The organism is Stutzerimonas kunmingensis (assembly GCF_021432085.1).
Classification (GTDB): Bacteria; Pseudomonadota; Gammaproteobacteria; order Pseudomonadales; family Pseudomonadaceae; genus Stutzerimonas.
The window spans coordinates 2,124,015-2,136,913 of sequence record NZ_CP090366.1; the positions used below are offsets into that span (position 1 = coordinate 2,124,015).

At 60.8% G+C, this 12,899-nt stretch carries 10 protein-coding genes; 9 read left to right on the forward strand and 1 reads right to left on the reverse strand.

The window, feature by feature from the left end:
• The first annotated feature begins 84 nt into the window (after positions 1-84).
• The 9 genes from LW136_RS10125 (at position 85) to LW136_RS10165 (ending at position 10,892) form a co-directional block, all read left to right on the forward strand.
• Positions 85-2,835: a motility hub landmark protein FimV gene (locus LW136_RS10125; protein WP_125861798.1), complete on the forward strand. Its 2,751-nt coding sequence runs from the start codon at positions 85-87 to the stop codon at positions 2,833-2,835.
• A 2-nt stretch (positions 2,836-2,837) separates the two neighbouring features.
• Positions 2,838-3,698, forward strand: a complete 861-nt coding sequence (gene truA / locus LW136_RS10130; protein WP_041014214.1) for a tRNA pseudouridine(38-40) synthase TruA — start codon at positions 2,838-2,840, stop codon at positions 3,696-3,698.
• A gap of 89 nt (positions 3,699-3,787) precedes the next feature.
• Positions 3,788-4,411, forward strand: a complete 624-nt coding sequence (locus tag LW136_RS10135) for a phosphoribosylanthranilate isomerase (RefSeq protein ID WP_234175114.1) — start codon at positions 3,788-3,790, stop codon at positions 4,409-4,411.
• A gap of 202 nt (positions 4,412-4,613) precedes the next feature.
• A complete protein-coding gene (gene accD / locus LW136_RS10140) occupies positions 4,614-5,507 on the forward strand; it encodes an acetyl-CoA carboxylase, carboxyltransferase subunit beta (RefSeq protein WP_014820551.1) in 894 nt (297 codons plus the stop codon).
• Complete coding sequence (folC, locus tag LW136_RS10145; protein WP_234175115.1) at positions 5,504-6,790, forward strand: bifunctional tetrahydrofolate synthase/dihydrofolate synthase; 1,287 nt, start codon at positions 5,504-5,506, stop codon at positions 6,788-6,790. Before accD ends, folC begins: the two co-directional genes overlap by 4 nt.
• Positions 6,791-7,411 carry an SPOR domain-containing protein gene (locus tag LW136_RS10150; protein WP_125898236.1) on the forward strand — a complete coding sequence of 207 codons (621 nt, stop codon included), beginning with the start codon at positions 6,791-6,793 and terminating at the stop codon, positions 7,409-7,411.
• Positions 7,412-7,509: 98 nt separating this feature from the next.
• Positions 7,510-8,055: a CvpA family protein gene (locus LW136_RS10155; protein ID WP_014820548.1), complete on the forward strand. Its 546-nt coding sequence runs from the start codon at positions 7,510-7,512 to the stop codon at positions 8,053-8,055.
• 71 nt (positions 8,056-8,126) lie between these two features.
• Positions 8,127-9,632, forward strand: a complete 1,506-nt coding sequence (gene purF / locus LW136_RS10160; protein ID WP_041014211.1) for an amidophosphoribosyltransferase — start codon at positions 8,127-8,129, stop codon at positions 9,630-9,632.
• Between the two features lie 48 nt (positions 9,633-9,680).
• The gene (locus LW136_RS10165; RefSeq protein WP_014820547.1) at positions 9,681-10,892 is read left to right on the forward strand and encodes an O-succinylhomoserine sulfhydrylase; all 1,212 of its coding nucleotides are present in this window, start codon (positions 9,681-9,683) and stop codon (positions 10,890-10,892) included.
• A 68-nt stretch (positions 10,893-10,960) separates the two neighbouring features.
• Here LW136_RS10165 and gspD read toward each other — a convergent pair whose 3' ends face one another.
• Positions 10,961-12,898: a type II secretion system secretin GspD gene (gene gspD / locus LW136_RS10170; RefSeq protein ID WP_014820546.1), complete on the reverse strand. Its 1,938-nt coding sequence runs from the start codon at positions 12,896-12,898 to the stop codon at positions 10,961-10,963.
• Between the last annotated feature and the right edge of the window lies 1 nt (position 12,899).

The following is a 12,899-nucleotide window of genomic DNA, read 5'->3' on the forward strand; positions in this document are numbered from 1 at the left end:
GATGGGGAGCCACCGCCAGGTGGCGCGGGCAGTGACATAAGACCCTCTCGTAGTTCGAGAAAAAGATAAACAAGGGATTAAATAATGGTTCGGGTTCGCAATCTGGTGCTGGCAATCGCGGCTGCTACCGCGCTGACTACAGAAATGGCCCACGCGCTTGGGTTGGGAGAGGTCACGCTTCAGTCGTCATTGAATCAACCGCTGATCGCGGAAATCGAGCTGCTGGATGCAAACAGCCTGGCGCCTGGGGAGGTGATCCCGGTATTGGCCTCGCTCGAAGAATTCAATCGCGCCGGTATTGATCGCCAGTACTTTCTGACGGACCTGAAATTCACTCCAGTACTGCGTCCGAACGGAAAGAGCGTCATTCAGGTTTCGTCCAGCAAGCCGGTACGCGAACCCTATCTCAATTTTCTCGTAGAGGTGCTCTGGCCCAGTGGGCGCCTGCTCCGTGAGTACACCCTGCTGCTCGATCCGCCACTCTATTCACCGGAAACTGCAGCGGCCGCAGCACCGCAGTTGCCCATTTCCGCTCCGTCCCGAACAGTAGAGCCAGTACGCTCTGCGCCAGCTCGTCCGTCTACAACGCGCTCGACCGCAGTTCAGCCGGTAAGCGCGCCGCAGAGCGGCGGTAGCGAGTACAAGACTTCTGCGCGCGACACTCTCTGGGAGATCGCGGAGCGCAATCGTCGCAATGGAACGGTTCATCAGGCGATGCTGGCTATTCAGGATCTCAATCCTGATGCTTTCATTGGCGGCAATATCAACCGGATGAAGAGCGGGCAGGTACTTCGTCTGCCGGATGCCGAGCAGATATCGACTCGCTCTCAGGCCGAAGCGATCGCTCAGGTCGCGGAGCAGAACGCGGCATGGCGACAGGGTAGTGGTGGCGCGGTTGCAGGCGCTCGCCAACTGGACGCGACCCGTCGTACTGAAGCTGGAGCAGCACCGTCGCGTAGCGAGTCTCGTGACAGCCTCCGCCTGGTGGCGGCCGATGCGGGCAAGGAAACTGCCGGCTCCGACACCGGGTCTGCCGAAGGCGGCCAGGCCTTGCGTGACAAGCTGGCGGTGACCCAGGAGAGTCTGGACTCCAGCCGTCGTGAGAACGACGACCTCAAGGATCGTCTGAATGATCTACAGGGGCAGCTGGAAAAGCTGCAACGGCTTATGCAGCTCAAGGATGACCAGCTTGCCAAGCTGCAGGCCCAGGTCGGTGCCGAAGGCCAGGCCCCGGCGCTGGACGCCAACGCCAGCCCGCCTGCTGCCGCAAAAACAGAGCCCCAGGCAACTGAAGGTAGCACGCAAGAGCCGGCCCGCGCTGACGGTGACACCCAGGCTGATTCTGCTGTTGATACCCGGCAGGAACCTGCTCCAGTCGTAGCTCCGGCACCGGCCGAGCAGTCTGCGGCGTCCAAGCCTGCTGCAAAGCCAGCCAGCCCAGCGAAACCGGTCGCACCTGTTGTTGAGCCTGAGCCCAAGAGCCTGATTGACGATCTGCTGTCCAATACCTTGCTGCTCGGTGTCGTCGGCGGTAGTGCCCTGTTGCTGTTACTGCTGGGTCTGATGGCTCTTTCGCGCCGCAATGCGATGAAAGAGGCGGAGCTGCAGGAAAGTCTGATGGCGGATGACACGGTCGACGATCTGCGAGTGGAATCGCCCGCGTACGTCGATCTGGGGCAGGAGCATCAACTTGAACCGACTTCCTTCCATGCCGACGCTCCGGCTGCGTCGGATGAGCTGACTTCCACTACAGGTGATGCATTGGCCGAGGCGGACATCTACATCGCTTACGGCCGCTTCAATCAGGCTGCAGAACTGCTACAAAACGCCCTTAATGACGAGCCTCAGCGGAGCGATCTGCGGCTGAAGCTGATGGAAGTGTATGCGGAGCTTGGCAATCGCGATGGCTTCGCCCGTGAAGAAGCTGAGCTACGTGAAATCGGCGGCGCTACCACCGAAGTCGAACAGCTGAAGTACAAGTATCCCGCCATGGCCGCGGCGATCGGAGGCTCGGCAGCTGTCGCCGCCACTCATGTGGACATGGACAGCCTCGACCTTGATGATCTGCAGCTCGACGAGCCGGCCGCGCCGGCGGCAGGGCAGGATCTGGACGATGCATTCGACCTCAGCCTGGATGACCTGGACATCGATCTGAACGAGGAGCGTCCGGCTGCACCTGTGGACAACTCTTTGGACTTCGACGACCTGACGCTGGATGAGCCGGTTACCGAGCGTGAGGCCTCGCCTGCAGCCAGCGATTTCTCCTTCGATCTCGCAGAAGATAAGTCTGCGCAAGAGGCCGAGCAGGACGATCTTTCCGATTTCTCGTTCGATCTGGACAGCGACAAAGGAACGGAGCAAGCCCCCACAGAGTTTTCGCTCAATCTCGACGAGGAGCCGGTTGAAGGTCCTGCTGCGTTTGAAAGTGATGATCTCGATTTCGAACTGTCGGAGCCTGTAGCGAATCCGAGCGACGATTTGCCCGAAGGGTTCGATATTTCGCTGGATGAGCCCGAGTTTGAGGCGCAACCGGAAACCTTTGCCGACAAGCTGAACGAAGTGGAGGCTGATCTGGATGATCTGTCCAAGGAGCTGGAGGAGCCGGCCACTGCTCATGCTGACAACTTGGCTACGACTGACGCCGACGGCGGTGGGGAGGACGACTTCGATTTCTTCTCCGACACCGACGAAACTACCACCAAGCTGGATCTCGCCAGAGCCTATATCGACATGGGCGACGCTGAAGGTGCACGCGACATCCTGGATGAAGTGATTTCCGAGGGTAGCGATGTCCAGCAGCAAGAGGCGCGAGAGATGCTCGCCAAACTAGCCTGATCATGACCCAAGCAGTACCCCAAACGGCAGCCGAAATGGCTGCCGTCGGCGTTTCCAGGATCGCGCTTGGCGTCGAATACAAGGGATCGCGCTATCGCGGATTTCAGCGTCAGCGCGCCGGTGTGCCATCCATTCAGGAATCACTCGAAACCGCGTTGACCAAAGTGGCGGGTGGTCACTCCGTCACGCTGAGCTGTGCAGGTCGCACAGACGCGTTGGTCCATGCCAGCGGGCAGGTCGTGCACTTCGACACGCCGGTCTCGCGAACCATGCACGCATGGGTGATGGGCGCGAACATGAACCTCCCTTCCGACATCAGCGTCACCTGGGCGAAGGAGATGCCGCGTCATTTCGATGCGCGCTTCAGCGCGATGGCTCGTCGTTATCGCTATGTGATCTACAACGATCAGATACGGCCGGCGCACATGGCCGAAGAGGTTACCTGGAACCATCGCCCACTCGATATCGAGCGTATGCGTGCCGCTGCCACGGCGTTCGTGGGAACACATGATTTCAGTGCCTTCCGGGCCAGGCAGTGTCAGGCCAAGTCGCCGATCAAAACCATTCATCACCTGGAGCTGCTGGAGCATGGCCGGCTGATCGTCATAGATGTTCGGGCCAATGCCTTTCTGCATCATATGGTGCGCAACTTCGCTGGCGTTCTGATGACCATTGGTGCGGGTGAGCGGCCAGTGGAATGGGCTGCGCAAGTGCTGGAGTCTCGTGTGCGCCGAACGGGCGGAGTGACAGCGCACCCGTACGGGCTCTATCTCATCGAGGTCGATTATCCCGAAGAGTTCGAGCTGCCGAAGCGCTATCTCGGTCCGCACTTCCTGTCGGGTTTGCCGGACGTGCGGCGCTAATGAATTAGGCGGGAGCCGTTTTGCCTATTCGCTTGCAGGTGGCAGGTCTTTTGTTACCATCCGGTTTCCTTTTTGGCAGGTAGCATCCGTTGTCAGTCGTTCGCAGCAAAATATGCGGGATCACTCGCGTCGACGACGCCTTGACAGCAGCCAAGGCGGGCGCCGATGCCATCGGCCTGGTTTTCTATGCCAAGAGTCCGCGTGCCGTCGATGTGCGGCAGGCACGTGAGATCGTCGCGGCATTGCCACCGTTCGTCACGACGGTAGGCCTGTTCGTCAACGCCAGCCGCTGCGAGATCAACGAGATACTCGACGCCGTTCCGTTGGACATGCTGCAGTTTCACGGCGATGAAGCACCGGCGCAGTGCGAGGGGTTTCATCGGCCTTGGTTCAAGGCGCTACGGGTAGGGAACGGCGAGGATATCGAGGCTGAGGTCGCGCGTTATGCAAATGCCAGCGGCATCCTTCTGGATACTTTCGTGGCAGGGGTGCCGGGTGGGACGGGCGAACGCTTCGATTGGTCGCTGATCCCGGCGGCGCTGGCCAAGCCGCTGATTCTGGCAGGTGGACTGACCGCCGAGAACGTTCAGCAAGCCATTGCCCAGGTTCGTCCGTACGCAGTGGATGTCAGCGGCGGGGTGGAGGCGAGCAAGGGCGTCAAGGATGCTTCCAAGGTGATGGCCTTTGTCGGTCAGGTTCGATCGGCTATGTGACGCCTGGGCAGCCTTTGCCGTCCAGTAACGAGTCGCTGGTGAGACAGTAGCGTGATTCCTTGCCTGAAGGAGTCGGAGTTTCGCGGCTGCGCCGATAGGCGCATCGCTCACGCGACCAAGAGCGCCTGATACGCGTGGTCGCAACAATGAATCTGCCTGCAGCGCGAGTGCGCTCGGGACTGAAGCTTTGGAGAACAAGAGCATGAGCAACTGGCTGGTAGACAAACTGATCCCTTCGATCATGCGGTCGGAGACGCAAAAGAGCTCGGTCCCCGAAGGCCTTTGGCACAAGTGCCCCTCTTGCGAGGCGGTTCTATACCGCCCTGAGCTGGAAAAGACGCTCGATGTTTGCCCCAAGTGCCAGCATCACATGCGCATCGATGCCCGTAGCCGGCTCGATATCTTCCTCGATGCCGAGGGCCGCGAAGAGATCGCTGCCGAGCTGGAGCCGGTCGACCGCCTGAAGTTCCGTGATAGCAAGAAGTACAAGGATCGCCTCTCTGCAGCACAGAAGCAGACCGGCGAGAAAGATGCGCTGATAGCAATGAGCGGAAAGGTCGTCAACATCCCGGTCGTGGCTTGTGCATTCGAATTCTCGTTCATGGGTGGCTCCATGGGAGCAATCGTTGGCGAGCGTTTCGTGCGGGCCGCCAATGTTGCTCTTGAAAAGCGTTGCCCGCTGGTGTGCTTCTCCGCGTCAGGCGGTGCCCGGATGCAGGAAGCTCTGATCTCCCTGATGCAGATGGCAAAGACTTCCGCCGTGCTGGCCCGCATGCGTGAAGAGGGCCTGCCGTTTATCTCCGTACTGACCGATCCGGTCTACGGTGGTGTGTCTGCGAGTCTGGCGATGCTTGGTGATGTGATCGTCGCCGAGCCCAAGGCATTGATCGGCTTCGCCGGCCCGCGAGTGATTGAGCAGACCGTACGAGAAAAACTGCCGGAAGGCTTCCAGCGCAGCGAGTTCCTGCTGGACCATGGTGCTATCGATCTGATCATTCATCGCTCCGAACTGCGTACTCGCTTGTCGCGCTTGCTGGCCCAGATGCAGAAATTGCCAAGCCCTGTGGAACCCGCCCAGGTAACGGCTACTGCATGACCGGTCGGAGTCTGGCCGACTGGCTCGCCTATCTCGAGCAGCTGCATCCCACTGCCATAGACATGGGCCTGGACAGGGTCCGAGCGGTGGTGGGACGGCTTGGCCTGACACGGCCGGCTCCGCTGGTGATTACCGTCACGGGTACGAATGGCAAAGGCTCTACCTGCGCGTTCATCGCTGCTCTGTTGAGCAGCCGGGGATACAAGGTCGGTAGCTACAGCTCGCCGCATCTTCTGCGTTACAACGAGCGCGTTCAGTTCGACGGGCACCAGGCCAGCAATGACCAGCTTTGCCAGGCCTTTTCCGCAGTGGAGGCGGCGCGAGGCGAGGTTTCGCTGACCTATTTCGAAATGGGCACGCTTGCAGCCTTCTGGCTGTTCGAGCAGAGCGGGCTCGACGCCGTGGTACTGGAAGTCGGTCTTGGTGGTCGTCTCGATGCCGTCAACGTCATTGACGCCGATCTGGCGGTGATCACCAATATCGGACTCGATCATGCAGATTGGCTGGGTGATACCCGCGACAGCGTTGCGTATGAAAAGGCCGGGATCATGCGCGACGGAGTCCCCGCGCTTTGTGGCGATCTGGATGTTCCGGGGCCATTGCTTGAGCACGCAGAGTCCCTGAAATCACCGCTGTTTCTGCGCGGAAGAGATTTCGACCTGGCGCTTGAGCCCCACTCCTGGCATTGGCGGGGCGCCGGGCCTGGCGGCGAGCCGTTGGAGCTGCATGACCTGCCGCTGCTGTCATTGCCGATGGAGAACGCTGCTCTTGCCCTGCAAGCCTATGCCACGCTTGCCTTGCCATGGGAGCCGGCGGCGTTGTCCGCGGCGCTTCAGCGGACACGCGTTGTAGGGCGCCTCGATAGTCGGCAGATCAGCTGGCGCGGCCGCGAGATCGCGCTGCTGCTGGACGTTGGACACAATCCTCATGCTGCAAGCTACCTCGCGCAACGCCTTGAGCAGCGGCCAGTAGATGGTCGTCGCTTGGCTGTTTTTGGTCTGCTGGCGGATAAGGATCTCAACGGTGTGCTCGAAGCCATGTCCTCGTGCATCGCTGATTGGGCCGTCGCTCCACTGCCTACGCCGCGAACGCAATCAGCTACACAATTGGCTGCAGCGCTGCTTGAGCGGGGCGCGTCGGTCAGCCAGTATGCCAGCTTCGAGCAGGCGCTCGATGCTCAATGCGCGAAGGCCGAAGCCGATGATGAAGTAGTGGTTTTCGGATCGTTCTACTGCGTGGCGGCGGCGCTTGACTGGCTGGAACAACGGGCGGGGGAGAGTTGAATGGCGATGCTGGATAAGGGATTGCTGCAGCGTATGGTTGGCGCTCTCGTGTTGATTGCGCTGGCGGTTATATTCGTGCCGATGCTGTTCAATCGTGAGGACGATCTGCGCCACGTCACCGTCGATGCGCCCACCATCCCTGCTGCACCGGCACCGGCTGAAATCGAGATGCAGGAGGTCGAAGTGCCAGAGCCGGCGTCGGAGCCTGAAGGTTTCGAGATCATCGAGGAAGGTGCCGAAGCAGAAGCGGCATCACCCGTCGGTGAGCAGGCTTCGGAGCCGATCGTGCCGGTCGCTCCGAGCGAGCCTGCGCCAGTTGCGCAGCCGCCAGTGGAACAACCGCAGGCGGCGAAAGTCGAGCCACGGCTCGATAACGACAACCTGCCGGTCAGCTGGTCGATCCAACTCGCCAGCCTGTCCAATCGCGCCAGCGCCGAAAGCCTGCAGCAGACCTTGCGTTCGCAGGGCTACAACGCCTACATCCGCACTGCGGATGGTATGAATCGCGTCTTCGTCGGACCGCTGGTGGAGCGCAGCGAAGCGAATCGGCTTCGCGATGTGTTGCAGCGCCAGCAGAAACTCGATGGCTTCGTCGTTCGTTTCAAGCCGGAAGGAAGCTGAATCGTTGAAGCGCTGGCCGGGGTACTGACGACAGGCCCCGGGTGCGGAGTTGCCGTCGGGTAGTCAGCGCGTATTCCTGGCGCTCCTGCTCTGCTAAAATGCGCCGCCTTTTCCCCATTGCAGAAGACATCGTGGCATTCACCTGGGTCGATTGGGCCATCATCGCCGTCATTGCAGTATCGAGCCTGATCAGCTTGAAGCGTGGTTTCGTGAAGGAAGCGCTTTCGCTGGTTACCTGGATCGTTGCCGGTGTGGTCGCATGGATGTTCGGTGGTGCGTTGTCCCACCATCTCGCGGAATACATCAGCACGCCGTCGGCGCAAGTCATCGCAGCCTGCGCGTTGCTGTTCGTGGCTACCTTGCTGGTAGGAGCACTGGTTAATTTTCTGATTGGCGAGCTGATCAGAGTGACGGGGTTGTCCGGCACCGATCGCTTTCTCGGCATGGTGTTTGGTGCGGCACGGGGTGGTCTATTGGTGGTGGTGCTTGCAGGGTTGCTGAGCCTGGCTCCGGTCGAGCAGGACCTCTGGTGGCGCGAGTCGACGTTGTTGCCGCACTTTCTCCTGATCGCCGACTGGTCGAAGAACCTCATTCTAGGGTTCAGCGGCCAGTGGTTCGCCGGATCACTCAACCCGCCCGGTTGAGTCCCTTTTTCTACGGATGCTCGGCCTGCCGTCGTATCCGGTCTGCCTGTAATAACTGAGAGGTTCCTTGCATGTGTGGCATTGTCGGCATCGTCGGTAAGTCGAACGTCAATCAGGCGCTGTATGACGCGCTTACCGTACTGCAGCACCGCGGCCAGGATGCAGCCGGTATCGTCACGAGCCATGACGGCCGGCTGTTTCTGCGCAAGGATAACGGCCTAGTACGCGACGTCTTTCAGCAGCGCCATATGCAGCGCCTGGTCGGCAACATGGGGATCGGCCACATCCGTTACCCCACCGCGGGGAGCTCCAGTTCCGCCGAGGCACAGCCGTTCTACGTCAACTCGCCTTACGGCATTACCCTGGCGCACAACGGCAACCTGACCAATGTCGATCAGCTGACCAAGGAGATCTACGAGTCGGATCTGCGCCATGTGAATACCAGCTCCGACTCGGAAGTGCTGCTCAACGTGTTCGCTCACGAACTTGCCGTGCGCGGCAAGCTGCAGCCGACCGAGGAGGACGTCTTCGCCGCAGTGAGCAAGGTTCACGAGCGCTGCCGCGGTGGCTACGCGGTAGTGGCGATGGTCACCGGTTACGGCATCGTCGGCTTCCGCGACCCCAATGCTATTCGCCCGATCGTGTTCGGCCAGCGCCATACCGACGAAGGCGTCGAGTACATGATCGCCTCCGAAAGCGTATCGCTCGACGTGCTCGGCTTTACCCTGATTCGTGACCTGGCGCCGGGCGAAGCGGTTTACATCACGGCTGACGGCAAGCTCTTCACGCGCCAGTGCGCGGATGCGCCGAAACTCGCACCCTGCATCTTCGAGTACGTTTACCTGGCGCGTTCCGACTCCCTGATGGATGGTGTCTCGGTTTACAAGGCTCGGCTGCGCATGGGTGAGAAGCTGGCGGACAAGATCCTGCGCGAGCGTCCAGAGCACGATATCGACGTGGTCATCCCGATTCCCGACACCAGCCGTACCGCTGCGCTGGAGCTGGCCAATCGCCTCGGTGTGAAGTTCCGCGAAGGCTTCGTCAAGAACCGCTACATCGGTCGTACTTTCATCATGCCCGGCCAGGCCGCGCGGAAGAAATCGGTACGGCAGAAGCTCAATGCCATCGACCTCGAGTTCCGTGGCAAGAACGTGATGCTGGTGGATGATTCCATCGTGCGCGGCACCACCTGCAAGCAGATCATTCAGATGGCGCGCGAGGCAGGGGCGAAGAACGTCTACTTCTGTTCCGCTGCGCCGGCAGTGCGTTATCCGAATGTGTACGGCATCGACATGCCCAGTGCCCACGAGCTGATCGCGCACAACCGCACCACCGAAGAGGTCGCCGAGCTGATCGGTGCCGATTGGCTGATCTACCAGGATCTGGAAGACCTCGTCGACGCCGTTGGTGGCGGCAAAGTCAAGATCGACAACTTTGACTGTGCAGTTTTCGACGGCAATTACATCACCGGTGATATCGACGAAGCCTATCTGCACAAGATCGAGCAGGCGCGCAATGATCTGAGCAAGGTCAAGACGAACGCGGTCAGCGCCATCATCGATCTCTACAACAACTGATTCATGCCGGCGTGGCAGCTTCGGCTGCCCGCGGCCGAGGTAAGAGCTATGACGACTGAATGGGATGCCGGACGGCTGGACAGTGATCTTCAAGGCGTCGGGCTCGATACGCTTGCGGTACGCGCCGGACAACGGCGCACACCGGAAGCCGAACACGGTGAGCCGCTGTTCTTCACTTCCAGTTACGTGTTTCGCAGTGCCGCCGATGCTGCGGCGCGCTTCGCCGGTGACGTGCCGGGCAATGTCTATTCGCGTTACACCAATCCCACCGTCCGTGCGTTCGAAGAACGTATGGCGGCGCTCGAGGGCGCAGAGCAGGCGGTCGCCACGGCATCCGGCATGGCGGCCATCCTCGCCACCGTGATGAGCCTGTGCTCGGCAGGCGATCACGTGCTGGTCTCGCGCAGCGTATTCGGCGCCACCGTTTCCTTGTTCGAGAAGTACTTCAAGCGTTTCGGTGTGCAGGTCGACTATGTGCCGCTCACCGATTTTGCCGCCTGGGAGTCCGCGTTCAAGGAGAACACCAAGCTGGTGTTCGTCGAATCGCCATCCAATCCCTTGGCAGAGTTGGTGGACATCGCCGCGCTGGCGCAGCTTTGCCACGCCAAGGGCGCGATGTTGGCCGTCGACAACTGCTTCTGCACACCGGTATTGCAGCAGCCGCTGGCACTGGGTGCCGATATCGTCATTCATTCCGCGACCAAGTACATCGATGGCCAGGGCCGTTGCCTGGGCGGTGTGATTGCAGGTCGCAGCGAGCAGATGAAGGAACTGGTCGGATTTTTGCGTACCGCCGGCCCGACGCTCAGTCCGTTCAATGCCTGGGTCTTCCTAAAGGGACTGGAAACGTTGCGGCTGCGCATGCAGGCGCACTGCGCCAGCGCTCAGGAGCTTGCCGAATGGCTCGAGCAGCAGCCCGGTATCCAGCGCGTCTACTATGCGGGTTTGTCCAGCCATCCACAGCACGAGCTGGCCAAGCGTCAGCAGAAGGGGTTCGGTGCGGTGGTGAGCTTCGAGGTTGCTGGAGGCAAGGAGGCCGCCTGGCGCTTCATCGATGCGACTCGACTGATCTCGATTACGGCCAATTTGGGCGATAGCAAGACCACCATTACCCATCCAGGCTCGACCACACATGGTCGGCTGTCCGCCGAGGATCGCGCGACCGCAGGCATTTCGGACAGCCTGATTCGGGTAGCGGTGGGGCTGGAAGATGTCGCTGACCTCAAGGCCGATCTGGCTCGCGGTCTCGCAGCGCTCTAGATCAACTCATCAGGATGCCGTGCCCGGCCTGCGCAAGCAGGTCGGGCACGAACGCTTGTGTCCTTTTTTCACTGACGCAGATCGATAGCCGGTGCGGGCTCGCCCCGTCCGTCGAACAGCTGCGCGGGATTCGCCGGCAGGATGCTCGGGCTGGCCGAATCCGTTTCGATGACCCGAATATCGCTGTATTTCTTCCCGGAAAGAGCCGCCAGGCCGGCACGGTCGCGAATGACCGTAGGTCGCAGGAACACCATCAGGTTGCGTTTGACGTGGGTTTCCTGAGTCGAGCGGAACAGAGCACCCAGAAACGGAATGTCTCCGAGTAGCGGCACCTTGGCGTTGGTGCGGGTGACGTCGTCCTGAATCAGGCCGCCAAGCACGATGACCTGGCCATCTTCGGCAAGGATGGTGCTTTTGATGGCGCGCTTGTTGGTCACCAGGTCCACCGCCTGGGCCGTCAGGCTGGCGCTGGGCGCGATCGAGGAGATCTCCTGCTCGATCTGCAGGCGTAGCGTGGCGCCTTCGTTGATGTGCGGAGTCACCTTGAGGGTCACCCCGATGTCCTGGCGCTCGATGGTGGTGAAGGGGTTGTTCGCGCCCGCCGCATCGGTGGTGTAGGAGCCCGTCTGGAACGGGACGTTCTGGCCGACAAGAATCTCGGCTTCCTGGTTATCCAGCGTCAGCAGGCTCGGCGTCGACAGCAGATTGCTCTTGCTGTTGGACGACAGTGCGGTAATCAGCGCGCCGAAACTGCGAGTTCCAACGCCGATGATCGCGCCGTCGGGCAGGTTCTCCGGGATCTCGTTCTCGTTGATGGCATTGAGCACGCTGCCGACCGAGATACCGGTGTTGCCAAAGCTGACGCCACCGGCTCCACCAGTGCCTCCGCGCGCGTCGACCGCCCATTGCACGCCGAGGGCGTCGGTGATGTCGCCGGAAACCTCGACGATAGCCGCTTCGACCATGACCTGCGCACGGGGAACATCCAGCTGGCGAACGATGCTTTCCAGAGTGCCGATCAGCTCTGGATCAGCGAGAAGGACCAGTGCGTTCAGGCTTTCGTCGGCGCGGATGAGGATGTTTTGCGGCCGGGCAGTGGTGGCGGATTCGCCGCTTTCGGGGTTTTTCAGACCTTCGGAAATATCACCCAGGGTCTCGGCCAGGGATTTCGCATCGTTGTGGCGCAAACGGATAACGCGCGTGTTGGCCGAACGCGTGGTTGGCGTGTCGAGCGATTGGGCCAGTGCCGCCAGCTTGCCTCGGGCCTCGCTGGGGCCAATGAAGATCAATCGGTTGGTGCGTGAATCGGCGATGATCTGCACGCCGGAGGTGGTTTTCGCATCACCGCGCATCAGCGAGTTGCGCAGCACTTCAGCGATATCCATCGCCCAGCCGTGCTGCAGATTGAGCACGGCGTAATCGTTGCTCTCAGCACGATCGAGCTGGCGCACCAGGTCCTCAATGCGCGCGATATTGGCGCTGCGATCACTGATGATCAGTGCATTGGCCGACGACACCGCAGCAAGATGGCCGAACTGCGGGACAAGCGGGCGGATCAGGGGTATCAGTTCGGCTGCGGAAGTGTGCTGCACCTGGATCACCCGTGTTTCCAATTGGTCGCCGCCGGTAGGCCCGCTGCCCGCTTCGGCCTTGGCCTCTGCATTCGGAACTACTCGGGCGACATCGCCCTGGGTCAGCACGCTGAACCCGTGCGTCGCCATGACCGAGAGGAACAGCTGATACACCTCGCTCAGCGACAGTGTGGCATTGGATACCACGCTGACTTGCCCCTTCACTCGCGGATCGACGATGAACGTCTGTCCGCTGAGCTGGCTGATCTGATCGATGAAGGCGCGGATATCCGCGTCCTTGAGATTGATGGTCCAGCCGTCCTGTTGATTGGGGCTTGGCTCGATACCGGGTTCGACGGCAAGCAAAGGCAGAGGAGCGGCCAGCAGGCCGGTGGCGAGCAGGGCAAGCAACGGGCGCGAAAAAGGCTTCGGCATC